Here is a 23048-nt window from a genome sequence, read left to right as displayed (position 1 = left end):
CAGCTATGTCTTCACTCCCAGACACCCTCAGCTACTGCACCGGCCACTGCGCCCTTGGCGGCCTGCTGCTGGCCGAAACCGCCGATCACACCCAGGCCATCTTGCTTGGCGACAACGACGACGCCATGCGCGATGACCTGCAACAACGCTTCCCCGACGCCAAGCTGGTCAGGGCAGACGAGGGCCAGAAACAGCGTCTGCAGGCGATGCTCGATTGGGGTGACCAACCCAAGGGCGAGTTCCCGCTGAGAAAAACGGCCGCCCCCCACGGCACCGCTTTTCAGCGCAGCGTCTGGCAGGCGCTAAGCAAGGTCCGCAGCGGCGACACCATCACCTACAGCGAACTGGCCAAACGCCTCGACAAACCCCGTGCCGTTCGCGCCGTTGCCAGCGCCTGCGCCGCCAACCCGTTAGCTATGGCCGTCCCCTGCCACCGCGTGCTGCGCAGCGATGGCGGCATCTCCGGTTATCGTTGGGGCGTAGAGCGCAAAAAGCAGTTACTGCAGCTGGAACACCAACACAACTCGAAAGCCAGCGATGCAAGGCCTGCTTGACCTGGGCGCGCCTGACGCGCAGACACCGGAGCAGATCGGGTCTGATGCCTGGCTGCTGAAAGGCTTTGCTCTGAGAGATGCCGACGCCCTGCTCGCCGCCATCGAGCAGATCGCGACGCAAGCGCCCTTTCGCCATCAGGTCACCCCGGGCGGCTACACCATGTCCGCGGCCATGAGCAGCTGCGGCGCCTACGGCTGGGTCACGGATCGGCACGGCTACCGCTACAGCCCGCAAGACCCACAAAGCAACCGGCCCTGGCCGGCGATGCCTGCACTGTTCGCAGAGCTGGCTGAACGCGCCGCACGTAGCGCAGGCTTTGCCCACTTTGCGCCGCAAGCCTGCCTGATCAACCGCTACGCCACTGGTGCGCGGATGGGCCTGCATCAGGACAAGGACGAGCAGGACCTCAGCGCGCCCATCGTCTCCATCTCCCTCGGCGCGCCCATCACCTTTCTGTTTGGCGGCCCCAACCGCAGCGACCCAACCAGCCGTTGGCTGCTGGAGCACGGAGACGTGGTGGTCTGGGGCGGCGTCAGCCGGCTGTATTTTCATGGCGTCAGCCCGCTGGGCAAAAAGGCCAGCCATCCGCAAACAGGCGCGGTGCGCTACAACCTGACGTTCAGAAAGGTAACCTAGAGCGCTTTTAAGGCCGCAGCCACTGCGCATTACCCGCCGCTACCCGGCCATCTTGGCTCCGCCCCCCAAGCGTCAAGCAGGTCTGTGAACTAGCAGTCTGTCCGCCCTCATGGCGACCTGCTAGAGTGGTCAACCCTTGGCGAGCGACACTCTGACTCTGCCAGCTGTCCGCTAGCAACGTTACCGAGGGCGGAGCACAGCCCAGGTCCAACGTGCTGCATAATCGTCAAGGCGACACCGCAAGTCAGGTGTTGCACCTGATCCCATCTTCTCGTTTGCCTGTCACTTGCCCGCAAACCGCGAAAGAGACCGGCATCTGGTCGAGATGGGCAGTATTTGAATATGTTCTAAAGCGAAAGGTGGAGATGACATGAAAGGGACAGTGCTGGATTTTAATGCAACCAGCGGCAGCGGCGTGATCAGTTGTGAGCACGGCGGACGGTACCAGTTTAGCCAGGAGCAGTGGAAAAGCGCCCAGGCACCGGTTGCAGGCGCGCCGGTAGACTTTGTGGCGGACGGAGAACAGGCAAAAGATATCTACGGCGTAGCCGCGCAGACACCGCCTCCCGCTTCGCAACCAATGCAAACCACGACCGCAACATCCTCCCTGGCGATCGTCAGCCTGGTTGCCGGTATCCTCGGCCTGTTCTTCTTCGGCTCGATCATCGCGATCATCTGCGGACACATTGCCCGCTCACAAATCAAGGAAAGCAAAGGCGCCCAGTCCGGTGACGGCATGGCGCTGAGCGGCCTCATCCTCGGCTATATCGGCGTTGCAATCTGGGCACTGTGGCTGATTTTTGCCGGCGTGATCGCCGCGGCGTCATAGCCCGCCCCCTATGCGGCAACCAACGACTGGCGCCGCGGCAGATAATGGATACATAGACTTAAAACAACACGGAAGAACCCCAAGATGAACAAGTACTGCTCCAGCTGCGGCGTGGAAATGCCCGCCGAAGCGCCCCAGTGCCGCAGTTGCGGCGCCATTCAGGACAATTTTGTCTACAAGAGCCGCGTTGCCGCAGCCGTCATCGCTTTCTCTACCGGCCTGTTCGGCATCCACCGTTTCTATCTGGGGCAATGGTGGGGCATTTTCTACCTGCTGTTCTTCTGGACCTATATCCCGATGCTGGTAGCCATTATCGAAGGCATCGTTTTTCTCGCCACATCGCAAAAAGTCTGGAACGACAAATACAATCGCGGCCTGTCACTGGGGACCGAAAAAGGCGGCGTGGTGGTTATCGTTCCGCTGGTGTTCATCGGCATTGCCATGGTCGGCATCATCGCGGCGATTGCCTTGCCTGCCTACCAGGACTACACCAACCGCAGTAAGGTGCTGGAATCTAAACTGGTTGCTCAGCAACTGATGCCCGCCGTCGAGAGTTATGCGTTCGAGCGCCAGCAGTGGCCAAGAAACCTCGAACAGTTGGGCATCGCCGCCCCACGCACATCGGACAATGTCGGCTCGGTCGAGATAGACGCTGGCGTCATCATCGTGGCCCCGGCAGCCAGCACCGGCATCGCTGGGGCGCTGGTTTACATACCCAAGGCGCAAGGCTCCAGTATCGTCTGGGACTGCACCGAATCCACCATCGACAAACGCTATCTACCGGCAGACTGCCGCTGATCTCAGGATGCAGCGCTGTCGTCTCTACCAACACAAAGGTGACTCATGGAAGAACTGAAACACTCGGGGCTGGGCATCGCCGCCACCGTCATCGGTGGCGCGTCTACGGTGCTTATTTTCATGCTGTTTATGGTTGCAGGCGTGATGGAGCTATCGACGCCGGGAGGCGTGGATGAAGAATCCACCGCAGCCTTGCTGGTTGGTCTGTGTCTGATTTTGCTAGTCGGAGCCCTTGCTGTCGGCCTCGGCCTGGGCATCGCGGGACTCTGCCAGCGTGGCCGCAACAAGTTGTTTCCGATTTTAGGCACCGTGTTTTCCAGCCTGACGCTGATCGGCGCAATCCTGCTGGTGCTGGTCGGCATGGCTATGGAGTAAGCATCGCGACTGTGCTCCCGACATCAGGGCCCTGCCCTCGCAGGTGCCCAACGCCGGCCTCTTCCACTCACGCGCTCTTGAGGTCAATGGCAACGACCTCTTCTGCCCGACTGCCGAGTTCTGCGAGCACGCCCTGCATCAACCGCTGGGTCACCTGCGAGCATGGCTGCATCGGCTCGCGCAGCTCGTCGGCAACCAGCCCCTCAAGCGTCAGCGCGGCTTTGATGACTGCCGGGTTGGGCTCGCTAAAGGCCACCTGAATCCACGGCAGCAAGCGATAGAACAGCTGCCGCGCGGCAACCAGATCGCCCTGCTCCAGCAGACGATGCATAGCGACGAACAGGTCAGCCCGGATATGCGCTGAAGCAGAAATGGCGCCCACCGCGCCCAGGCAACCACTGCTGAATATCTGCATATCCTCACCCGCCAGCACGGCAACGTTGCCGTCAGCAATCAGGGCCATGGTCGTTTCCGGGTCACCGCCGCAATCCTTGACGGCAGCAATGCGCGGATGGCGCACGATACGTCGCAGCGTCTCGCGCTCGATGCGCACACCCGTGCGGTACGGAATGTCATACAGCACCAGCGGCACAGTGGCTGCATCAGCTACCGTCTGGAAGAACGCCTCCAGTCCTGACTGCGACGGGCGAATGTAGTACGGCGCAGGCACCAGCAGCCCCGCCAGCGGACGCTGCTGAATCGCCTGCTGAAACGCCAGCAACTCGCGCAGGTTATTGCCGCACAGCCCCATGATCACCTGCGGTGGCGGCGCCCACTGCAGCACCGCATCCAGCACCGCGAGCTGCTCCTGCTCACTCAGCGCAGCGGCCTCGCCGGTCGAGCCGCACACCACCAGCCCGGCGACGCCATCGGCCAGTAGCCGCTCCACCAACCCCTGCAGCGCAACAAAATCCACCTCTCCCTCACGGAATGGCGTTACCAGCGCCACCCAGATCCCACGAAAATCAGACATGCAAAAACTCCTTGTGGCAGACCGTCAAGTCACCGTCAGGAGGCGTGGGGATCAAACGTGAGGGAGGTATAACCTAGCGCATGTTGTCCTGTCAGCCCACCTGACGGGACAGCACGCCCCGGTCAGATGAGCGACTGTTTCTTGAATTTCTTGGCAACGGCGACGCACGCGCAAGCCCGAGCAGCAAGCTCAGACAGGGGCAGCGAGTAGTCGACTGTGAGGAACATGAAAGATCCGTTGCGTGAAATCCGGAGTCGATACTACGGAGCGGCGGGCGCGGCTGTCAACGCATCGTGCACAGCCACGCCGGCCCTGGCCTGGCCTAGACCGTTATCTCAAGCGCCTTGATGCGCCCATCGGCAAGGGCAAAGCGGTGATTCAACTCGACCGGACTGCCGGGAAAGTTCCCGGTCAGGCGCGCCTTGACCATCAAAGCGTCGCCCTCCTGCCTCGACGACAGCGGCACCGCAACATAGGTATAGGCCTGCCGGGCAGCGTGCTGCCACTCGATGATGGCCGCCACACCCTCATGGGTCTGGTTTTCATCGCTCACCGTGGCATCGGCGCAAAAGCACTCGGCCAGTCGCGCCATGCCCTGCCCGTTGCTGATTTCAAAATAGGTCTGTACGACATCCGGTAATACAATACTCATGATGTGCTCTCCTCTTCCGCAAACAGTGCGGGACAGCAGTCATCTTGCCGCGCCAGTCTTAATTTGCTCAACTGGGATAAAAAGAACGGCCTATCCCAAAAAGCAGGACAATCTAATGGCGATATCACGTATCGGGCTCAATGAATTGGAAGCCGCACTCGCCGTCGCCCGGCGCGGCTCCTTCCACCAGGCCGCCATCGACCTCAACGTCTCGACCAGCGCCCTGAGCACCACCATCGCCAAGCTGGAAACCGCCATCGACACACGCCTGTTCAACCGCACCACCCGCAGCGTCTCGCTGACCGAAGCCGGCACCCTGTACCTGCAACAGGTGGGCCCGGCACTGGAGAACATCCGTGCCGCACTCGGCGAGGTGCGCAGCCGTCACGCCGAGCCCGCCGGCGTGCTGCGCATCAACGCCTTCGCCAGCGCCGCGCGCTCAGCCCTGCTGCCGCTGATGCTCGAATTCATACAGCGCTACCCCAAGGTACACATTGATCTGGTGACCGAAGGCCGCCTGGTCGACATCGTCGCCGACGGTTTCGACCTCGGCCTGCGCGCGCGCAATCTCGTGCCCGCCGACATGATCGTGCTATCACTGGGGCAGGCCCAGCGCTACGCCATCGTCGCCAGCCCCGCGTACCTGAACACCCATGGCCGCCCAGCCTCACCGGCAGACCTGCTGAATCACCCATGCATCCGCATCCGCCTGCCTAACGGAAGCCTCTACCCCTGGCATCTGGAAAAGGACGGCGAGCACATCAAGCTGGAGGTCAACGGACCACTCACACTGGACGACGCCAGCGTAGTCAAAGCAGCCCTCAAGGCAGACGCAGGGCTCGGGCTGCTGATGGAGCAGGACGTCCAGGAGGAGCTGGACACCGGTCTGCTAGAACGCGTATTGCAAGACTGGACACCACCCCGCCAAGAGCTGTGCCTCTACTATCCCAACCGCCGCAACCCCTCAGCGGCGCTGAAAGCCTTTATCGACCTGGCGCGGGAGCACACACGCAGCCGGCACTGACGGACAGCGAACACCACTCGCGCCGACGAAAACTGAACACCCGCCTCAGAGCGACTCCAGCACCGGACGCACAAAGCTGCGCTCGTAACTGACGATAAACTTCAGCGCCGTCGCCTCCTCCACCAGCCGCACACACTCCGCATCCTCCGCCGCCTGCTGGCGATAGCGCTCGTAGTCCGCCAGGCTGGGGAAGCTGAACAGGCAATACGCCACGTTATTCGCGCCCTCAGACGGCAAAAAATAACCATGATGCACCCCACCCATCCGCCCTACTATCCCAATCCATTGCCGCGAATAGCGCTCAAAGGCCGCGAGCTGGTAGGGGTCGATAACGTATTTGACGTGGCAGGTAATCATGGCAAGCGGGCCCTGAGTTAGATGGGAAGGACATTCTTCATCGCCGCTGATCGGCGCTGGGCCACAGTCAACGATTTTTAGCAGGTTCGCGACCGACCGGGGTCAGTCCTACGACCTGAGTGCACAACATTGACATTATAGACGATCGGTCTAATATATTCCCATGACTATTTCCAAGCCCAAAGCCCGTCGCGGCCGCCCACCCAAAGTTGCGAGAAGCTTCGACGACACCCGTGAGGCCTTGCTGCGCTGCGGCATGGAAGTGCTGACCGAGCAGGGCTTTGCGGCGACGGGAATAGACGCAGTCCTGAAACGCGTCAGCGTGCCCAAGGGTTCGTTCTATCACTACTTCGACAGCAAGGAAGCCTTCGTTCAGGAAGTGATGCAGCGCTACGCCGCCTACTTCGCCCGCAAACTGGACCGCTGGCTGCTGGACGATAACGTACCGCCGCTGCAGCGCCTGAGCAACTTCGTTGAAGACGCCAAGGCCGGCATGGCCAGACACGCATTTCGTCGCGGCTGCCTGGTTGGCAACCTGGGTCAGGAAATATCGGCCCTGCCGCCCAGTTTTCGCCAGGCGCTGGAGAATATTCTGCTCGACTGGCAGGCAAGGCTGGCCCGTTGCCTCGAGGAAGCAGCCCGTCAGGGGCAGCTGAAGCCCGACGCCGATTGCGATGCACTGGCCGCCTACTTCTGGATCGGCTGGGAAGGCGCCGTACTACGCGCCAAGCTGGTCCAGAATGCGCAACCGCTGGACACCTTTGCCACCGGCTTTCTCGCCGGCGCGTCGAGGTGATGTTTTTTTCACTATTTATAGACGATCAGTCTAAATAAGGAGAGACCATGTTCAAAGCATTACTTGTCGACAAAAAAGAAGATCAGTATCAGACCCGCCTGACCGAGCTGGATGACAGCCAGTTGCCGGAAGGTGACGTCACAGTGCGAGTTGAGTACAGCACGCTCAACTACAAGGATGGCCTTGCCATCAGCGGCCGCAGCCCAGTGGTACGCAGCTTTCCGATGGTGCCAGGTATTGATCTCGCTGGCGTCGTCGAAGCCAGCAATCATGACCGCTACAAGGTGGGCGACCGGGTGCTGCTCAACGGCTGGGGCGTCGGTGAGACGCACTGGGGTGGACTGGCTCAGAAGGCCCGGCTCAATGGTGACTGGCTAATCCCCCTGCCCGACCAGCTGAGCGCCCGCCAGGCCATGGCCATCGGCACGGCCGGCTATACCGCAATGCTCTGCCTGATCGCCCTGGAGCGTAACGGTATCTCACCCGCCAGCGGCGAGATTCTGGTAACGGGCGCCAATGGCGGGGTCGGCAGCTTCGCCATCGCGCTGCTCGCCAAGCTGGGGTACTCGGTCACCGCGTCTACTGGTCGTCCGAGCGAGGCTGATTACCTGAAGCGCCTGGGCGCAACCACCATCATCGACCGGGCGGAGCTGAGCAACCCTGGCCGCCCGCTGGCAAAAGAGCGCTGGGCAGCCGCCATCGACTCGGTGGGCAGCCACACCCTGGCCAACGTCTGCGCCAGCACGCGCGCAGACGGCGCCGTTGCCGCCTGCGGCCTGGCCCAGGGCATGGACTTCCCGGCCACAGTGGCACCCTTCATCCTGCGCGGCATCAGCCTGCTGGGCATCAACAGCGTCACCCGCCCGTATGAAGAGCGCGTAACAGCCTGGCAACGCCTGTGCTCGGACCTGGACCTTGCCCAGCTGGACGACATCACCCAGGAAGTGGGCCTGGGTGAGGCCATCGCGGCAGCCGATGACCTGCTGAACGGCAAAGTACGCGGACGACTCGTCGTCAACGTCAATCGCTAAGCAGCGAAAGCAGGGAAGGTGGGGACTGCTGCTGCAGTCTCCCACCATACTATGAGTTCATGCACACCGACCGACCCTACTTGAACGCATAGACCGGTCATTTTTGCCAAACCGTGGTCCTAATTGCCACCTGAGCTGACTCTTGCCCTGCAGTCCTTGCCTACCGATATCTAGTGTTAGCGGAGCACTTGCCCGTTGTCAGATTAGGTTACGCAGCTCGGCAGGCAAAAGATCCAGACTCTCGCGAAAAAAACGCCTGTGCTTGGCTTGCAGCTTATCTACGATGCCTTCAAGACGCTCGACTGCGTTGTATGCTTCGGAGCACAACCCCTTTTCATAAGTCGAATACCAAGCCGCCTCAAGCAGCAAATTGGCGACCTGCAAGAGCGGATACTGCACATGCGAAGTATCACTTTCTTCTATTGCGAAGGCGGCGGCGCTAGACCAATCGGTGAAACCCTTGGCTTTAGAGAAAGCGACATCAAAAGGCTGAGCAGCCCTGAATACACTTTCCAGCGTAAGCGGTTGCTGGGCTTGAAATGTCTTCACGTCTTTAGGTTGAAAGTGATTGCAGTTACCTCGCGCGACACGAAGCAAAAAAATAAGATTCCATGCAGAGCTTCCTCCCACGCCAAAACGGTCACAAATCCACTCTGACAAACTAATCCAGCTCACCGCTTGCAGCTGACTCAGGTGCTCAGTTTGCGCCCGCTCGACATCGATCAAGTTGCCTTTCCAGAACAACCAGCTTGAAAAGCCAATGTTGGCGGCCACGTCCTGCGCCGCCTCTATCGAATCCGCCTCATAAGCAGACTGTAAGGCTTCTGAAAGGGAGCTTATTGAGTCTTCTGCCGCGCTGCGTCGTTCTTCTAAAGACAGGTGGTTCTGACTGAGAGCGCGCTCTTTGCTCACCAGTGCCCGAAGGTTCAAGTACTCCAAACGCACCTTGGGGTTATAGCGAATCACCAGCTGCAGGTTGGAATTAAAGGCAAACTTTTCCAGCTCAACATTAGCTGCCTGCACATCGCCTCGGCTGTAAAGATCCCATCCTCGCGCGACATGGGCCATCGCGTGGAGCGTTGGCATTTCGTTGCATTCATCGGGCAGCGCTAACAGCTGCTCCAGATCGTTGAGCGTTTCATGGCTTTTATGTTCGTTGCCCATCTTGCGCCACGCCAACGTCTCCTTCAGCACGGCAAGGTTTCTCTGGAAGTCCGTCTTGGCCGAGGCCTTAGCCAAACCATAGTGTTCGTTTAGTTGGTTATGGGATTGTTCTACGCAGCCGTCTCTTGTCAGGCGCAACGCTTGAGCCAGGTGGCCCCAGTACGTCACGTCGTCCCGGCTTGGCACCACGTTGCGCCGGGCCACGTTGCGCTGGGCCACCGTGTGAGTAGTCCCTTCCCCTAAGAAACTGGCGACGGACAACGGGTCTATTTCTGCCCCATCCACCAAAACTCGAACTCTCGACAAGGTTGCCGCATCAACCCAAAAAGGGCCTTTGCTGCGCTGCCGAAGATCGAGCAAGGCAATATCACGAGAAACATCATGGCCCCACCCCACATCGACACCCCACCTCTCAAAGTCGCTGAACGCCCTGGATATCAACATTCTCCAATTTGCCTTTCCAGGAAATCGCGCTCGCACGATGTGAACAGGCAAGCTCATTTTTCCGGATCGACATGCATGGCAAATGGCAATGAGCAACCAAAGTGATTGGTAGCGCGCCGCTGTTTCATTAACGCGCAGCGCAGGGGAAATTTCGATATTGATTGGTGGACCCAGCATGGACCTAAGGCCTAAGACAGAGAAATGAATAGCAGGTTACGGATGTTACATCAGCCTGTTTTTCCATTCAGCTCCTACCGCCTTACTCTCCATCGCGCGACACGCTCTCGCATGACCAGACAATCACAGTTAATGGAATAAACATGAAACTCGCTCGAATCGCCGGCGGCGTTTTTGCTGCTCTCAGTCTCTGCATGACATCTGTTGGGTACGCTCAAACACCCCTAACACAAGAAAGTGGCTCTCACCTGGACAGCCTTTTTGAAGCACATGATGTGCAAGGCACCTTCGTTCTTTTCGACCCCAAGCAAAACCTGTGGGTCTATCACGATGAGGATAGAGCCAACACTCAATACCTACCCGCATCGACATTCAAAATTCCCAACAGCTTAATCGCTCTGGAAACTCAGGTTGCGAGTGGGCCCGAATTCCAGCTTGACTGGGATAGTGATAAAGACCCGCGTGCATCGTGGTGGCCTGCTAGCTGGACAGAAAGCCACACGCTGCATACCGCGTTGCAACATTCCGTGGTGTGGTATTTCCAGGAAATAGCGCGCCGGGTTGGCCAAGAACGCATGCAGTCGTATGTAGATCAGTTTGATTATGGAAACCGAGACATTTCTGGAGGCATTGACCAATTTTGGCTCACCGGTGATCTGCGCATTTCGGCTAAACAACAGATCGGCTTCCTCGAGCGTTTTTACCAAGGGGAGCTAGGCGCGTCGGAAGCCAATGTTAATGCCGTAAAACAGATGCTGATCCTTGAAGAGACACCTCAATACCGCCTGAGCGGGAAAACAGGCTGGGTCGGATTTAGCGAAACCGACCAGCCTCAGTTGGGTTGGCTGGTAGGCTATTTAGAACGCGGGGAAGACGTTTATTTCTATGCAATGAACATCGACCTTGAACAGCAAGGCGATACGGCAAAACGCTTGGCGATCACCAAGGAAGCGTTTGAAAGCCTGTCATTAATGTAAGCTTTCGGCGCGGGTGCCCCAACACAAACGCGCCTAGACCAACTCGTTTTTTTGAACCTACCGAGCGGCGTTGATAGCGACATTCTCTTGGGCATCGCGCGCATAGAGGCCGCCGCCAAGGGACTTGTAAAGCGCTACCCGGTTGGCGATGTCCGCGCCGCGCAGCGCCAGCAGGGACTGCCGCGCGGCCTGCAATTGGCGCTGGGCGTCGAGCAGCTCCAGACGGCCATCCAGACCTGCCCGGTAGCGCAGGTCGGACAGATGCAGGCGGTGTTCGGCTGCCGTGACCGCACGTAGCTGAGCCTCAATCTGATGATCGAAACTGGCCGTTCCGGCCAGCGCATCAGCCACTTCGCGGAAGGCACTTTGAACCGCCCGCTCGTAAAGCGCGATGGCCTCGGACTTGCGTATCTCCGCCAGACGCAGTTCAGCGCGCAGGCGCCCACCCTGAAACAGCGGCTGTGAGATCTGCGGAGCAAAGCGCCAGACTTGAGAGGCCGGATCAAAAAGGTCGCCGAGCGAGGTGCTGGCGTAACCGAACGATGCTGTCAGCGAAATCTGCGGAAAGAACGCAGCCCGTGCTGCACCGATATCGGCATTGGCGGCGACCAACACCTGCTCGGCCTGCTGCAAGTCCGGCCGGTTCAGCAAAAGGTCCGCTGGCAGTCCGGCTGGCAGGCGCGCAATCACCGGCTGGCGCTCCAACGGCTGTGCCGGCGGCAAGTCGGCAGGCAACGGGCTGCCCAGCACCAGCTGCAGCGCATTGTTCGCCAGGAGCAGCCTGCGGCGTCCCGCTTCGAGATCAGCATCAGCCAACGCCACCTGACTCTCGGCCTGAGCGACATCCAGGCTGCTGCTCTGATCGGACTTTTTGAGCAGGCGAGCCAGCGCCAACGACTGATTCCAGTCTGCCTGGGTCTGCTCGGCCAGTTGCACCTGCTCGTCTGCCAGACGCTGGGCAAAGTAAGCCTCGGCTACCGCGCCAACCAGCGCGATCTGCGCAGCGTCGCGCCCATGCTGGCTAGCCAGATAGCGTGCCAATGCAGCATCGGACAGCGAACGTACACGGCCAAACAGGTCCAGCTCAAAGGCGCTCAGCGCAACATTCAAGCCGTTGTGCTGACTCACGGCACCAGAGCCGGATCGATTGCTGCCGCTATCGAGCGTGCGTTCACGCGTGCGCTCTCCCTCCAGTCCCACCGCTGGCAGGCGCGCCGCACCCGCTATATCAGCCTGGGATTGCGCTGCCTGAACATTGAGGGTAGCCAGACGCAGGTCACGATTGTTCTCCAGCGCCAGCTCGATCAGGCGCTGCAGACGAGGATCGCCGAACATCGCACGCCAGCCAAGCGCACTGGCCGGTAGCCCCGAACCTGAAGCCTGGTTCTCTACCGGGAAGTGCGCTGGCACCGGTGCGGGTGGCATCCGCAACTCAGGTTGCAGCGAGCACGCTGACAGGCAAAGTACCAGCGGTAAGATGATTGGCAGACGCATCATGAATTCTCCTTGATCGGAGCCACCGACCGTTGGGTACGCCAGGCGCTGAAGCGCTCCTGAGCGCCGATGACGAAAACGAAGAACGCCGGTACAAAGAACACCGCCAACACCGTGCCGCTGAGCATGCCGCCAAACACACCGGTGCCAATGGCGTGCTGGGTTTCTGCACTCGCGCCACTGGCAAGCATCAGCGGCACCACGCCAAGGGTAAAGGCCAGCGAAGTCATCAGGATCGGCCGCAGCCGCAGACGGGCAGCGGTCACTGCCGCGTCGATCAGCGTGTGCCCCTGGGTATGCAGCTGACGGGCAAACTCGACAATCAGGATGGCATTCTTCGCCGACAGACCAATGATGGTGATCATCCCGACCTTGAAGAACACATCGTTAGGCATCCCTCGCAGCATCACCGCCGCCACCGCGCCGAGCAGGCCAAGCGGCACTACCAGCATCACCGACAGCGGAATACTCCAGCTCTCGTAGAGTGCCGCCAGCACCAGAAACACCACGAGCGCTGACAGCAGCATCAGCAGCGGCGCCTGCGCGGCCGACTGGCGCTCCTGCAAAGACTGCCCCGTCCAGGCGACCGCAAACCCCTGCGGCAGCTGTTTAACCAGCCGTTCCATCTCGGCCATTGCCACACCACTGGACACCCCGGGAGCGGCGCCGCCAGATATGCGCACTGCCGGGAAGCCCTGGAAGCGCATCATCTGCTGCGGCGACTCGCTCCACTCCGGGGTAACCACCTCGCGCAGCGGCACCATACCGCCGGTGACATTGCGCACACGCAGGCCGAGCACATCATCCAGCTGCATGCGCGCTGCCGCGTCGGCCTGGAGGATGACTTGCTGCATGCGCCCGGCATTGGGGAAATCATTGACGTACAGCGAGCCCATGGCCGCCGATAGCGTGCTGCTCACCGCACTGAAGGACAGCCCCATCGCTTCTGCCTTCTGTCGATCAATCTCCAGGCGGATGCTCTCGCCAGGCGGCAAACCATCGGGGTACACATCACTGACCAGACTGCTCTGCGCGGCCAGCTCCAGCAATTGCGCCTGAGCCCCCAGCAGCGCAGCCTCGCCTCGATTGGCGCGATCCTGCAGGAACAGGGTGAAGCCGGAGGACGTTCCCAACTCGTCGATGGCCGGCGGCATCAGGCTCATCACCGTGCCTTCAACGCTGTCTGACATGGCCTGCTGGGCCAGCTCTGCCTCTTCAGCCGCCGTTGCACCATCGCGCTCGTCCCAATCCTTGAGCATGGTAAACGCCATTGCCGCATTGGGTCCGGACCCCGCAAAACTGAAGCCCAGAACCACCATGTTTGCATCCAGCGCCGGCCGCGAAGCCACGTGGGCTTCAAAGGTTTTTACCAGCTCCAGCGTGCGCTCGCTGGTAGCGCCGGTCGGCAACTGAATGGAGGTCATGAAGTAGCCCTGATCCTCCTCCGGCAGGAACGAAGACGGCAGCTGCTGAGCGGCGAGAACCAGCACCGCGCAGAGCACTGCAAACGCCGCCATCATCCGCCCGCTGCGCCCGACCAGCCGTGCCACCCGGGCGCCGTAATTTTCAGTGAGGCGCTCAAAGCCCCGGTTGAAGGCGCCGAAGAAGCCACCCTTGTGATGATGATCGGCGCTGACCGGACGTAGCAGCGTGGCGCACAGCGCCGGCGTCAGAGTCAGGGCCAGGAAGGCCGAGAACAGGATCGACACCGCCATCGACAGGGTGAACTGCTGGTAGATCACCCCGACCGAGCCGCTGCCAAAAGCCATGGGGATAAACACAGCAGTCAACACCAAGGTAATGCCGATGATCGCGCCGGTGATTTCCCGCATCGCCCGGCGGGTTGCTTCCTTCGGCGACAAACCGTGCTTGGCCATCAGCCGCTCGACGTTCTCCACCACCACGATGGCGTCATCAACGATGATGCCAATCGCCAGCACCATGCCGAACATAGTCAGCGAGTTGATCGAAAAACCGGCCAGCAGCATCACCGCAAAGGTACCAAGCAGCGCAATGGGCGCGACGATCGCCGGGATCAACGTGTAGCGCAGGTTCTGCAGGAACAGGAACATCACCAGGAACACCAGCGCCATCGCCTCGAACAGGGTGTAGATCACCTTCTCAATCGACACCTTGACGAAGGGCGCCGTGTCGAACGGCACCGAATAGGCCATACCCGCCGGAATACTGGGTGCCAGCTCGGCCAGGCGCTCACGCACCTTTGAGGCGGTGCGCACGGCATTGGCCCCGGGCGAGAGCTGAATCGCGGCGCTGGTGGCGGCCACGCCATTCTCGCGGTTGGAAAAGCCGTAGGACTGGGCGCCCAGCTCGACCCGGGCAACATCGCCGAGGGTGACCTTCGCGCCATCAGCACCGGCGCGCAGGACGATGGCAGCGAACGCCTCAGGCGTCGTCAACTGCCCCTGCACCGTCAACGGAACGGTCAGACGCTGGCCCGGCAGCGCTGGCTCGTCGCCAATCCGGCCAGGGGCAATCTGCGCGTTCTGCTGCTCAATGGCCAGAGCCAGTTCGCTCATCGTCAGCCCAAACGCCGTGAGCTTGTTCGGGTCAACCCAAATACGCATGGCCTGCTCGGCACCGAACATTTGCACACGCCCTACCCCGTCGATACGGCGCAGTTCCTCGACAAGATTGCGTGCGAAGTAGTCATTCAGCGCGACTTCATCAAACTGACCGTTGGGCGACGTCATGCCAACAATCATCAGAAAGCTGGACGCGGCCGACTCCACCTGCAGGCCGTTTTGCCGAACGGCCTGCGGCAACCGCGGCTCGACGGCCTTGATGCGGTTCTGCACGTCTACCTGAGCCAGCTCAGGGTCGGTGCCCGGCTTGAAGGTGGCCGTGATCTGCGCACTACCCGAGGTATCTGCCGAGGACTCAAAGTACAGCAGGTTCTTCACCCCGGACAGTTCGCGCTCTACCAGACTGATCACCGAGTCGTTGAGCGTCTGCGGTGTTGCACCGGGATAGGAGGCATAGAGGCTCACCGAAGGTGGCGCAACCGATGGGTAGCGGGCAATCGGCAACTGCGGGATGGCAATAACGCCAATCAGCACGATAAACAGCGCGATGACCCAGGCGAACACCGGGCGATCAATAAAAAACTGAGGCATGTCGACTTCTCCGGACTCAGTGCGCTGCGGCACTGTGCTGTGCGCTCCGCACAGCGGGCTGCCACGGGCGTGCGGCGACGTGCACTGCCGGGCTCAGACGCTCGATACCCTCAATGACCACCTGCTGGCCAGCGGCAAGCCCTGACACCACGCGATAACGGCGCTCGACCAGCTCACCGACTTCAATGGGCACCTGCTGCACCTGTCCCTGAGCATCCACCACCCACACGCTGGCCTGACCAGCAATGCGCGTCACCGCCTGCTGGGGCACACTGAGCGCATCGCTGTAATGCGCGCGCGGCACCCGCGCCTGCACGTACAGGCCGGGCAGCAGACGGCGCTGCGGATTGTCGACCAGGACCCGCAGCAACACATCACCGGTACCGGCGTCTACCTCAATACCTGAAAACAGAATGTGGCCCTGCATGCCGAGTGGGCTGCCATCGCTCCCCAGAACCTCCACCACCATGTCCGGTGCCGCTGAGCTGGCTTGACGTCGCAGCACCTCCAGAACCGAAGCCGACTGGCGCACATCGACATAGACCTGGTCAATCTGCTGAATCCGTGCCATGGGGGCAGCATCGGTCGGCGAAACCAGCGCCCCCTCACTGACCAGAGCCTGGTCGATACGCCCCGCAATCGGCGCCTCGACACTGGCGAACGCCAGATCGAGCTTGCGTCGGCTCAACGTGGCTCTGGCCTGCGCCACATCGGCAGCGGCCTGGTCGCGCTGTGCCACCGCATCATCATAGAGTTGACGGCTGATCGCCTCGGCTTCCATCAGAGGCGCGAGGCGCCGGGTTTGCAGACGGGCTCGAGCAAGTACCGCTTCAGCGCGCTGCAGGGCTGCTGCGGCACTGTCGACCTCGGCCCTGAAGGGAGCCGGGTTGATCTGGAATAGCGTGGTGCCGGCGTCAATTTCGGCGCCCTGCTCAAACAGCCGGTGCTGAACGATACCGCTGACCTGCGCACGAATCTCGGCGCTGCGCACGGCTGCCACTCGGGCCGGCAGCACCTCGCTGACCGACATCACCTGCGGCTCCAAGGTCATCACCGATACCTGGACTGGCGCGGGCCCCTGCTCGTCCTGCGGTGGCGCATCGCAGCCAGCGAGCCCCAAAGCCGCGAGCCCCGCCAACAGACACCCGAGACGCCGCTGTTTGATCCCCATAACCCTTCCCCTTCACTGAATACCCGAGCCCCAACCGGATAACGTTCGGGGCTGACCCAGGTGAATTCTGATGGTGCTCTGTTGCGAATGATTCGAGGCTATGTGGAGATGGTGTGGAGGGGGCGATATACTTTCGCCTCTTTGCTTGCGAGCCTGACCATGTCTGATCTGATCGAGAGCGTACGTCCTGATTCCCTGCTGCCAGCGCTGGTACTGATCGCAGAGGACGAAGCCGAAATCGCCGACATCCTCGTGGCTTATTTGCAACGCAGTGGCCTGCGCACACAGCACGCCAAAGATGGCCACGAAGCCCTGGCCATGCACCGGGCACTCAAACCCGATCTGCTGCTGCTCGATGTCCAGATGCCCCGTCTGGATGGTTGGAAAGTCCTCAGTGAACTCCGCTCCAGTGCAGACACGCCGGTCATCATGCTCACCGCACTCGACCAGGACATTGACAAGGTCATGGGCCTGCGGCTGGGGGCAGACGACTACGTGGTCAAACCGTTCAACCCGACCGAAGTTGTAGCGCGGGTAGAAGCCGTACTACGCCGCACCCGCTCCAGGGCACCAGCAGCAACGCAGATGCTGCGGGTCGGCCCGTTTCAGATCGACCTGGACAATCACCAAGCGAGCGTTCAGCGCCAAGGCCAGCAGCAGCCACTAGAGCTGACGCTGACCGAGTTCAAGCTGCTCGCCTGCCTGATGCGAGCGCCCAAACGGGCGTTCAGTCGCGCCGAGCTGCTGGTCAACTGCCTGCCCGAAGGGGATACCCAGGAAAGGACTGTAGACAGCCACATCAGCAAGCTGCGCAAGAAGCTCGAAGCGCTCGACATTCAAGGTGTACCAGCAAGTGTCTGGGGCGTGGGCTATCGCTTTGGTAGCGAATCATGAAGCGGACACCGGGCCTGCGGCGGCAGATAATCCAGTCCCTGGCCGTCATGGCGCTGGGGATCATCGTGATCGCCGTATTCGGCTCGTATGCCTTCTACGCTATCGCCGTGGCCTACATGCCGGACAGCATCTCCGAAACCTGGATACCCTCGCGGGTCGAGATGATCTGGATCGGCTGCACCATCATCGCCGCATTGAGCATGGCAGTGTTCGTCGCCATTCGCCTTTCCCGGCGGTTGATCACCCCGCTCAACTCAGTGGCGCACAGCCTGCGTGAAGTCGCCCAGGGCAAGCTTGATGCCCGCGCATCACTTGACGAGCAAACCATGGGCGAGACTGCGCAACTGGTACGCGACTTCAATACCATGGCCGAGCGCCTGCAACACATGACCCGCGAACGCGCGTTCTGGAGTGCCGCCATCGCCCACGAGCTGCGCACACCGGTGACCATCCTGCGTGGTCGCCTGCAGGGTCTGGCCGAGGGGGTATTCACCCCCAGTGAAGACATTTTTGAAGGCTTGCTGCGCCAGGTAGAGGGGCTCAGTCGGCTGATCGAAGACCTGCGCGTACTCAGCCTGAATGAAAATGGCCATCTGGATATTCAGCGGGTGTCAGTCAGGCTGGCAGATGAACTGAACCCAGTGCTGCAAGCCTTCACCACACCGCTGACCGAAAAAGGGTTTCAACTACACAGTGACCTGGATGCGAGCCTGCTGGTGGAATGCGACCCGGTGCGCATCCGGCAGGCGCTCATGGGGTTGCTGGAAAACGCCCTGCAGCACGCCACACCCGGTAATCTGCGAGTAAGCCTCCGGCAAGCGAACGGCCTCTGCCAACTAACGGTTGAAGACGACGGCCCCGGCATCGATAGCGCCCTGGCCGAGGCGATCTTCGAAGCCTTCCGCCGCGGCGACCCCTCTCGCTCACGTCAAAGCGGCGGCAGCGGCCTCGGGCTGGCCGTGGTCAAAGCCATCGCCGAAGCCCATGGCGGCGATGTGATTTGCCAGCCTGCGGGCCAAGGTAGCGCATTCGTGATGGCCTGGCCGATTGGTGCGCAGGCACTGGAGCGGTAGCGAGCAGATACATCGACTGCCTACTGTTCGCGGACGCCCCAACGCGTAGAGTCCAGTACGGGGCACCCTTCAAACCGCGAAGTCACGCGACGCAAAGGCCAGCCCAGCTGCGGGGGGACCGGTGTTAGGTGAATACTTGATCTGTACAAACAGCCTGATTTGAGGCATTGACACCACAGTCACTTGTTAGGCCTACTCGCGTTCGAAGCGAAAACCGCCTGATTTTAGTGAATAGAAGAACCACCTAAACCCGTTTGGCTCTACAAAGAGCAATTTATTAAAGTATTCTTCTGTTTCTTCATGGGGCCAATATTCATTTTTCATATAGCGTTGCATACACCACATAACCCTATACTTTTCTGAAATTACCATTTCTTCAGGAAGCGGCGGCACTGCCGCTTCTGCCATTAGTTTTTCTTCACGTAAAATTTTCGGAGGTTTTTCTCCTTTTTTTACATAGTTGTAAAACCCTTCCCATTCTGGAGGTTCAGGGTATTTACTTTCATATTTTTCTTTTTCACATGACGATAAATTTATATACCAATCATTCCATTGCTTTAGATAGGTCTCACCGAAGCCCATTCTCCAACCGGCAGAGCCCCAAGGGATTCTTGGAAATTCATTCCATAGTGGATTCATAAGAAAGCCTAACGCTGAAAATTGTCCGCCAACATTGATTTGTTAAAGGTTTCGGTATTTCTCATCGTCGCTCGGAAACTCTGGCGAGTAGCTTACGCCAGCCTTGTGCAGTGCAGTTGATGCCCGAAAGGCTACACGAGCCCATGCTTCTTTTACCGACTCGGGGGCATTATCGGGGATTTTTCGCCATTCGTTTGCTAAGAATGCAATATCGCTGGGATCAAGCCAAAGCGCGATTCTACCGCGAGATTTTTCTTCCTCTGGATCAGTAAACTCCATCGCTATGCCTTACGTACCTTTAACGCAAAGCTAAGCGGCGCCCTGACAGGGGCGTCCGCTGGAGGCCATAGGCCGGAACGAACTTGAGCGCCTTGTTAAGTATCTGTTGGAACGTCATCCCAGCACTCCCCGTAACCTACGAGCCAGCTTAGAGCATAGCGTCTTTCGTAAACTATCCCTGGATCTAGCTCATCAGGCATAGTCTTTTGAAATAGTTGAGCATCTCTAATTTTCCAGTGTTGATGATGCATGTCGCTTTCCTTTTCTTCTATTTCCTCAAATGGTCTTAGCCTTGCATTCAACAGAAACTTCTCAGGGTCATTGATAGCTCTAACTACAAGTTCAGTCGCGTAAATATCAAATTGCTCATCAAGGTTTGGAAATTCCTCTAACCCGCCTAGCGCCCAAATCAGCGAGACTACTGACTCTGCTCTCCAGCTAAAATTTTGTTTTTCTTGAAACGTAATTTCAGTCTTAAAAAAATATTTCGACTCTTCATTTGAAAAATACTTGGCGATACTATTTTCTCTAACCCAGCTTGTTACTCTTTCAGGAGGGTCTTCGTGAACACGCCCGATAACCGCAAGGAGAGCCAACACTCTTTGTGATGTTGCAGCAGAGTCCCGAGGTTTTAATTCGAAGTCATCTTCTTGCTCTATGTGAACGACATTACCATTCTTTTTCTTCTTCCAGAACATTACTTCTTCCTTCTCACTTAACGCCCGCAGCACGCGCGGCTTTGTAGTGAAGACAAAGCCGCAGCGGAAAAGCCGTCGCTGTGACTGCGATTGTTAGGCTTCTGCTGAACAGACGTCAAAACCGTTCATCATATATAGCAGGCAGCACAAGTTCACGGACGTAAGATGCGCTAGACATGTTAATGAGGGCATTTACAACATTGACTACGTCGTGAACGGGTACAAGTTGTCCGTCACCTCGGAGAGCGGCTTCATCCAATGGCACAGAAAGAGCATCGTCTGTGTTGAGGTAGCCAAGCTGCAAACAAGTAACCGCTAAACCGTCCTTTCGGAAACCCTCTCTCAATGCGTCACCAATACCTGTCAGGGCAAACTTTGACGCGCCAAACGTAACTTCCGGACGTCCACTCTGGCGAAGCCCGGATGTTGAACCAGTAAGAATCAATCGAGGATTAGTGGAATTGAGAAGCTTGGGAATAAGCCTTTTTAGCAGCAGTATGGTTCCAGTGATATTGATATTCACCATCCCAACAATGCTCTCATCAGAATCATCAAAAAACTTGTACTCATCCGTAAAAGCCGTCTCTTCCCAGACTCCCAGATTGTATATCAGCACATCCAGCTCCGGGGGAGCTTGCCGCTCAATCTCTAAGGCTGCCTCCAGAGGGGTTCCTAGGTCCGCTTCGATCCAATCAAGACTAACGAAATCAGGCAGCTTAAGCTCTTTCGGACGCAGGCGTGAAATACCAACAACATTATCACCAGCCGTGCATAACCCTTCTACAAAAGCTCGACCTAGACCTTTACTCGCCCCAACGACCATTAACTTCATGAACCAACTCTCCTTTTTGCCTAACGTCCGCATTTGCGACTAGTTTGGAGCGCAGCGGAAAACCAGTCCAGCAACATGCGCTTGTTAGCTGTTTTATTTAACCTTCCTGATACTCCAATATATCTCCGGGCTGGCAATTAAGCTCTCTACAAATAGCATTCAGTGTTGTTAAGCGAATCGCTTTCGCCTTGCCCGTTTTCAAAATAGATAAATTTTGCTCAGAAATACCAATAAGTTTCGCCAGCTCATTAGATTTCATTTTTTGCTTTGCAAGCACCACATCTAGGTTTACTACAATTGCCATTGTGTTTTATACCGTATGTGCTAGTTCGCTTTCTAATTTTGATGCCTCTTTCATTACCCAGGAGACTAACAGAACGACCGCCCCGATAATTAATGTACCTACGTCTGAAACCCCAAACTGCGCAGCTATTATACGTTCTCCTGGCATATTGTTGAATGTTAAAACAATGCTTATTAGAACGACAAATAACAGATTAGCAACAACCCAAGATATCAACGCGTACCCGAGACGACGAACATAGTTTACATTTTGCTCAGAAAAAACAACTCCCCTCTCGTAGAGTTTGAACAGTTCTTTTAGATTCATAGCCCCATATACAGCAACAGATACGGGAATCAAGCTGACTGAAAATGCTAACAAGAGAGTTTTAAGAGGGAGCGTCTGGCTAACCACAACAGGTAGTTCAGCCGTAAACCCAGCAGGTAGGTAGTTAAAAAACATCCAATACGTCAAGGTTACGGCGGGAATCAAAAAAATTAAAACCGTAAACAGTAATCGAAATGTACCGCTGACACGTTGTATGCGTTTAATATTTTCGCTTTCACTTTTCATAGACTAAGGCCTCCGCTTCTTCAAGAATGAAAAGAGAGCATAGGAGGTAAATTATCGCTTTTCAATATTTTTTTATCGTATATCGATAATTTACTTGAGACAACGCTCCACGCTGGTTTTACAGCTAACAGCTGAGTGGACCGACGGATTCACCATTGCGTATCAGTGACCTCTTCATAACAACGCGACGCCTCGCTCACCTAAAACAAAGTTTTTATATTTAAATCAAATACTTATATCTCTCCCACAACGCACAGCCTGTAGCATCTTGACGTCCTCATTTTGCGCAACCAATAACGCTGTATAAAAAACAGCATTCGTACCGAGGAGGCCTACTGGTACTGGATACGCTACTTCCTGCGCTATCACCGGATGCGTCACCCACTGGAGATGGGGACGGCGGACGTTAGCGCGTTTCTCACCTGGCTGGCCGTCAGTCGGCATGTGGCCCCAGCCACACAGAATCAGGCGCTCAACGCGCTGGTGTTTCTTTACGGTTAGGAGCTTGATCAGCCGCTGGGTGATATTGGCGACACTGTGCGGGCGAGGCGCCCTGCACGTATCCCGACAGTGCTGACGCACGGTGAAGCAACCCAGATCATCGCGCTGCTGCCGGAGCCTCACAAACTGATTGCGTCGTTGATGTACGGCTCGGGGGCTGCGTCTTGTCGAAGCCTGTCGGCTGCGAATCAAAGACATCGACTTCGACCGCCAGATCATCACGGTGCGTAGCGGTAACGGAGATAAGGATCGCACCACGCTGCTGCCGAGCCCGCTGATTGAGCCACTGAAAGACCGCAAAGCGCGCATCCAGCGTGCCTGGCGCGAGCAAGATGCGTTTTACCAGTGTGATGCCAGCCTGCCCTATGCGCTGCGCCGTGGCAGTGACATTCGCACGGTGCAGATGCTGCTGGGACATGCCGATGTGCGTACTACGCAGATTTATACCCATGTCCTTGGTAATGCCTTCGCCGGAGTGCAAAGTCCGCTCGGCTGAGCTTTGGCTACGCTGAGCTGTCCCTTTTGTGCTTCAAGACTATTCCACGGCACAAAGCGCTGTCTATCCCGTACATACACCCATCCCACGCGATGGTCGGGAGTGTTGTTTATGTCACTGTCGTTCGAGCGATGACGCTGCGGGTTTGCGGAATATCCCCATCCAGATGCCGTCTTCAACCGCTTCATCTTGG

Annotated in this window: 26 protein-coding genes; 13 read left to right on the top strand and 13 right to left on the bottom strand. The window is 58.3% G+C overall.

Annotated features, from left to right (window positions below; all coding sequences use genetic code 11):
• Positions 1–5 precede the first annotated feature (5 nt).
• The 5 genes from ASB58_RS04240 (at position 6) to ASB58_RS04220 (ending at position 3193) form a co-directional block, all read left to right on the top strand.
• Complete coding sequence (locus tag ASB58_RS04240) at positions 6–554, top strand: methylated-DNA--[protein]-cysteine S-methyltransferase (protein WP_118129452.1); 549 nt, start codon at positions 6–8, stop codon at positions 552–554.
• Positions 538–1191 carry a DNA oxidative demethylase AlkB gene (gene alkB / locus ASB58_RS04235; RefSeq protein WP_118129451.1) on the top strand — a complete coding sequence of 218 codons (654 nt, stop codon included), beginning with the start codon at positions 538–540 and terminating at the stop codon, positions 1189–1191. Before ASB58_RS04240 ends, alkB begins: the two co-directional genes overlap by 17 nt.
• A gap of 370 nt (positions 1192–1561) precedes the next feature.
• Entirely contained in the window at positions 1562–2020 is a 459-nt protein-coding gene (locus ASB58_RS20130; RefSeq protein ID WP_202974585.1) for a DUF4190 domain-containing protein, read from the top strand.
• A gap of 84 nt (positions 2021–2104) precedes the next feature.
• Entirely contained in the window at positions 2105–2818 is a 714-nt protein-coding gene (locus ASB58_RS04225; protein WP_118129450.1) for an NINE protein, read from the top strand.
• A gap of 45 nt (positions 2819–2863) precedes the next feature.
• Positions 2864–3193, top strand: a complete 330-nt coding sequence (locus tag ASB58_RS04220) for a hypothetical protein (RefSeq protein ID WP_118129449.1) — start codon at positions 2864–2866, stop codon at positions 3191–3193.
• A gap of 67 nt (positions 3194–3260) precedes the next feature.
• Here the strand turns inward: ASB58_RS04220 and dapA are convergent, their stop codons facing one another.
• Positions 3261–4166, bottom strand: coding sequence for a 4-hydroxy-tetrahydrodipicolinate synthase (dapA, locus tag ASB58_RS04215; protein WP_118129448.1), 906 nt, complete (start codon positions 4164–4166; stop codon positions 3261–3263).
• A 322-nt stretch (positions 4167–4488) separates the two neighbouring features.
• A complete protein-coding gene (locus ASB58_RS04210) occupies positions 4489–4818 on the bottom strand; it encodes a nuclear transport factor 2 family protein (protein WP_118129447.1) in 330 nt (109 codons plus the stop codon).
• Between the two features lie 115 nt (positions 4819–4933).
• On the opposite strand from ASB58_RS04210, the gene ASB58_RS04205 reads away from it, so the two are divergent.
• The gene (locus ASB58_RS04205; protein ID WP_118129446.1) at positions 4934–5842 is read left to right on the top strand and encodes a LysR family transcriptional regulator; all 909 of its coding nucleotides are present in this window, start codon (positions 4934–4936) and stop codon (positions 5840–5842) included.
• A gap of 45 nt (positions 5843–5887) precedes the next feature.
• Here the strand turns inward: ASB58_RS04205 and ASB58_RS04200 are convergent, their stop codons facing one another.
• Positions 5888–6199 carry an NIPSNAP family protein gene (locus tag ASB58_RS04200; RefSeq protein ID WP_118129445.1) on the bottom strand — a complete coding sequence of 104 codons (312 nt, stop codon included), beginning with the start codon at positions 6197–6199 and terminating at the stop codon, positions 5888–5890.
• Positions 6200–6362: 163 nt separating this feature from the next.
• On the opposite strand from ASB58_RS04200, the gene acuR reads away from it, so the two are divergent.
• Together acuR and acuI are read left to right on the top strand one after the other, a co-directional pair.
• Positions 6363–6995, top strand: coding sequence for an acrylate utilization transcriptional regulator AcuR (gene acuR, locus ASB58_RS04195; protein WP_181977860.1), 633 nt, complete (start codon positions 6363–6365; stop codon positions 6993–6995).
• A gap of 47 nt (positions 6996–7042) precedes the next feature.
• Positions 7043–8026: an acrylyl-CoA reductase (NADPH) gene (gene acuI, locus ASB58_RS04190; protein ID WP_118129444.1), complete on the top strand. Its 984-nt coding sequence runs from the start codon at positions 7043–7045 to the stop codon at positions 8024–8026.
• A gap of 198 nt (positions 8027–8224) precedes the next feature.
• Here acuI and ASB58_RS04185 read toward each other — a convergent pair whose 3' ends face one another.
• Positions 8225–9811 carry a hypothetical protein gene (locus tag ASB58_RS04185; protein ID WP_118129443.1) on the bottom strand — a complete coding sequence of 529 codons (1587 nt, stop codon included), beginning with the start codon at positions 9809–9811 and terminating at the stop codon, positions 8225–8227.
• 143 nt (positions 9812–9954) lie between these two features.
• Between ASB58_RS04185 and blaOXA the strand changes: the two genes are divergently transcribed.
• On the top strand, positions 9955–10788 hold the full coding sequence (gene blaOXA / locus ASB58_RS04180; RefSeq protein WP_118129442.1) for a class D beta-lactamase: 834 nt from the start codon (positions 9955–9957) through the stop codon (positions 10786–10788).
• A 57-nt stretch (positions 10789–10845) separates the two neighbouring features.
• On the opposite strand, the gene ASB58_RS04175 is transcribed toward blaOXA, so the two are convergent.
• The 3 genes from ASB58_RS04175 to ASB58_RS04165 are packed head-to-tail and all read right to left on the bottom strand — an operon-like array spanning position 10846 to position 16587.
• Entirely contained in the window at positions 10846–12285 is a 1440-nt protein-coding gene (locus tag ASB58_RS04175) for an efflux transporter outer membrane subunit (protein ID WP_235827213.1), read from the bottom strand.
• The gene (locus ASB58_RS04170; RefSeq protein WP_118129441.1) at positions 12282–15416 is read right to left on the bottom strand and encodes a multidrug efflux RND transporter permease subunit; all 3135 of its coding nucleotides are present in this window, start codon (positions 15414–15416) and stop codon (positions 12282–12284) included. Before ASB58_RS04170 ends, ASB58_RS04175 begins: the two co-directional genes overlap by 4 nt.
• A 16-nt stretch (positions 15417–15432) precedes the next feature.
• On the bottom strand, positions 15433–16587 hold the full coding sequence (locus tag ASB58_RS04165) for an efflux RND transporter periplasmic adaptor subunit (RefSeq protein ID WP_118129440.1): 1155 nt from the start codon (positions 16585–16587) through the stop codon (positions 15433–15435).
• 159 nt (positions 16588–16746) lie between these two features.
• Between ASB58_RS04165 and ASB58_RS04160 the strand changes: the two genes are divergently transcribed.
• Complete coding sequence (locus ASB58_RS04160) at positions 16747–17481, top strand: response regulator (RefSeq protein ID WP_118129988.1); 735 nt, start codon at positions 16747–16749, stop codon at positions 17479–17481.
• Positions 17478–18554 carry an ATP-binding protein gene (locus ASB58_RS04155; protein WP_118129439.1) on the top strand — a complete coding sequence of 359 codons (1077 nt, stop codon included), beginning with the start codon at positions 17478–17480 and terminating at the stop codon, positions 18552–18554. The genes ASB58_RS04160 and ASB58_RS04155 overlap by 4 nt, the downstream gene beginning before the upstream one ends.
• A 192-nt stretch (positions 18555–18746) precedes the next feature.
• Here the strand turns inward: ASB58_RS04155 and ASB58_RS19830 are convergent, their stop codons facing one another.
• From ASB58_RS19830 to ASB58_RS04135, 6 genes are all read right to left on the bottom strand, one after another.
• A complete protein-coding gene (locus ASB58_RS19830) occupies positions 18747–19193 on the bottom strand; it encodes a hypothetical protein (RefSeq protein WP_147336790.1) in 447 nt (148 codons plus the stop codon).
• A 42-nt stretch (positions 19194–19235) separates the two neighbouring features.
• Positions 19236–19472 (bottom strand): hypothetical protein, encoded by a 237-nt coding sequence (locus ASB58_RS19825; protein ID WP_147336789.1) that lies wholly within the window; start codon positions 19470–19472, stop codon positions 19236–19238.
• Between the two features lie 95 nt (positions 19473–19567).
• Complete coding sequence (locus ASB58_RS04150) at positions 19568–20170, bottom strand: DUF4272 domain-containing protein (RefSeq protein WP_118129438.1); 603 nt, start codon at positions 20168–20170, stop codon at positions 19568–19570.
• A gap of 115 nt (positions 20171–20285) precedes the next feature.
• Complete coding sequence (locus tag ASB58_RS04145) at positions 20286–21002, bottom strand: SDR family NAD(P)-dependent oxidoreductase (protein WP_118129437.1); 717 nt, start codon at positions 21000–21002, stop codon at positions 20286–20288.
• Between the two features lie 97 nt (positions 21003–21099).
• A complete protein-coding gene (locus tag ASB58_RS04140; RefSeq protein WP_118129436.1) occupies positions 21100–21306 on the bottom strand; it encodes a helix-turn-helix domain-containing protein in 207 nt (68 codons plus the stop codon).
• A gap of 6 nt (positions 21307–21312) precedes the next feature.
• Positions 21313–21858, bottom strand: coding sequence for a DUF2975 domain-containing protein (locus tag ASB58_RS04135; protein WP_118129435.1), 546 nt, complete (start codon positions 21856–21858; stop codon positions 21313–21315).
• 372 nt (positions 21859–22230) lie between these two features.
• On the opposite strand from ASB58_RS04135, the gene ASB58_RS20125 reads away from it, so the two are divergent.
• Both ASB58_RS20125 and ASB58_RS20120 read left to right on the top strand, forming a co-directional pair.
• Positions 22231–22359, top strand: coding sequence for a phage integrase N-terminal SAM-like domain-containing protein (locus ASB58_RS20125; RefSeq protein ID WP_235827211.1), 129 nt, complete (start codon positions 22231–22233; stop codon positions 22357–22359).
• A 157-nt stretch (positions 22360–22516) separates the two neighbouring features.
• Entirely contained in the window at positions 22517–22855 is a 339-nt protein-coding gene (locus ASB58_RS20120; RefSeq protein WP_202974608.1) for a tyrosine-type recombinase/integrase, read from the top strand.
• Positions 22856–23048 lie beyond the last annotated feature (193 nt).

The sequence above is a fragment of the Pseudomonas abyssi genome (genome assembly GCF_003444685.1).
In the GTDB taxonomy this organism is placed as follows: domain Bacteria; phylum Pseudomonadota; class Gammaproteobacteria; order Pseudomonadales; family Pseudomonadaceae; genus Halopseudomonas; species Halopseudomonas abyssi.
The sequence above is the reverse complement of the archived record's forward strand: the minus strand, read 5'-3'. Positions and strand labels throughout refer to the sequence as shown.

What these genes read in the sequence shown, in the direction of transcription:
- ASB58_RS19825 (WP_147336789.1), bottom strand. Translation starts at nt 19,472, where the DNA reads ATGGAGTTTACTGATCCAGAGGAAGAAAAATCTCGCGGTAGAATCGCG.
- ASB58_RS04240 (WP_118129452.1), top strand. Translation starts at nt 6, where the DNA reads ATGTCTTCACTCCCAGACACCCTCAGCTACTGCACCGGCCACTGCGCC.
- ASB58_RS04135 (WP_118129435.1), bottom strand. Translation starts at nt 21,858, where the DNA reads ATGAAAAGTGAAAGCGAAAATATTAAACGCATACAACGTGTCAGCGGT.
- alkB (WP_118129451.1), top strand. Translation starts at nt 538, where the DNA reads ATGCAAGGCCTGCTTGACCTGGGCGCGCCTGACGCGCAGACACCGGAG.
- ASB58_RS04210 (WP_118129447.1), bottom strand. Translation starts at nt 4,818, where the DNA reads ATGAGTATTGTATTACCGGATGTCGTACAGACCTATTTTGAAATCAGC.
- ASB58_RS04205 (WP_118129446.1), top strand. Translation starts at nt 4,934, where the DNA reads ATGGCGATATCACGTATCGGGCTCAATGAATTGGAAGCCGCACTCGCC.
- acuR (WP_181977860.1), top strand. Translation starts at nt 6,363, where the DNA reads ATGACTATTTCCAAGCCCAAAGCCCGTCGCGGCCGCCCACCCAAAGTT.
- ASB58_RS04140 (WP_118129436.1), bottom strand. Translation starts at nt 21,306, where the DNA reads ATGGCAATTGTAGTAAACCTAGATGTGGTGCTTGCAAAGCAAAAAATG.
- ASB58_RS20130 (WP_202974585.1), top strand. Translation starts at nt 1,562, where the DNA reads ATGAAAGGGACAGTGCTGGATTTTAATGCAACCAGCGGCAGCGGCGTG.
- dapA (WP_118129448.1), bottom strand. Translation starts at nt 4,166, where the DNA reads ATGTCTGATTTTCGTGGGATCTGGGTGGCGCTGGTAACGCCATTCCGT.
- ASB58_RS19830 (WP_147336790.1), bottom strand. Translation starts at nt 19,193, where the DNA reads ATGAATCCACTATGGAATGAATTTCCAAGAATCCCTTGGGGCTCTGCC.
- ASB58_RS04160 (WP_118129988.1), top strand. Translation starts at nt 16,747, where the DNA reads ATGTCTGATCTGATCGAGAGCGTACGTCCTGATTCCCTGCTGCCAGCG.
- blaOXA (WP_118129442.1), top strand. Translation starts at nt 9,955, where the DNA reads ATGAAACTCGCTCGAATCGCCGGCGGCGTTTTTGCTGCTCTCAGTCTC.
- ASB58_RS20125 (WP_235827211.1), top strand. Translation starts at nt 22,231, where the DNA reads ATGCGTCACCCACTGGAGATGGGGACGGCGGACGTTAGCGCGTTTCTC.
- ASB58_RS04150 (WP_118129438.1), bottom strand. Translation starts at nt 20,170, where the DNA reads ATGTTCTGGAAGAAGAAAAAGAATGGTAATGTCGTTCACATAGAGCAA.
- ASB58_RS04165 (WP_118129440.1), bottom strand. Translation starts at nt 16,587, where the DNA reads ATGGGGATCAAACAGCGGCGTCTCGGGTGTCTGTTGGCGGGGCTCGCG.
- ASB58_RS04225 (WP_118129450.1), top strand. Translation starts at nt 2,105, where the DNA reads ATGAACAAGTACTGCTCCAGCTGCGGCGTGGAAATGCCCGCCGAAGCG.
- ASB58_RS04185 (WP_118129443.1), bottom strand. Translation starts at nt 9,811, where the DNA reads ATGCTGGGTCCACCAATCAATATCGAAATTTCCCCTGCGCTGCGCGTT.
- acuI (WP_118129444.1), top strand. Translation starts at nt 7,043, where the DNA reads ATGTTCAAAGCATTACTTGTCGACAAAAAAGAAGATCAGTATCAGACC.
- ASB58_RS04220 (WP_118129449.1), top strand. Translation starts at nt 2,864, where the DNA reads ATGGAAGAACTGAAACACTCGGGGCTGGGCATCGCCGCCACCGTCATC.
- ASB58_RS04200 (WP_118129445.1), bottom strand. Translation starts at nt 6,199, where the DNA reads ATGATTACCTGCCACGTCAAATACGTTATCGACCCCTACCAGCTCGCG.
- ASB58_RS04145 (WP_118129437.1), bottom strand. Translation starts at nt 21,002, where the DNA reads ATGAAGTTAATGGTCGTTGGGGCGAGTAAAGGTCTAGGTCGAGCTTTT.
- ASB58_RS04155 (WP_118129439.1), top strand. Translation starts at nt 17,478, where the DNA reads ATGAAGCGGACACCGGGCCTGCGGCGGCAGATAATCCAGTCCCTGGCC.
- ASB58_RS04170 (WP_118129441.1), bottom strand. Translation starts at nt 15,416, where the DNA reads ATGCCTCAGTTTTTTATTGATCGCCCGGTGTTCGCCTGGGTCATCGCG.
- ASB58_RS04175 (WP_235827213.1), bottom strand. Translation starts at nt 12,285, where the DNA reads ATGATGCGTCTGCCAATCATCTTACCGCTGGTACTTTGCCTGTCAGCG.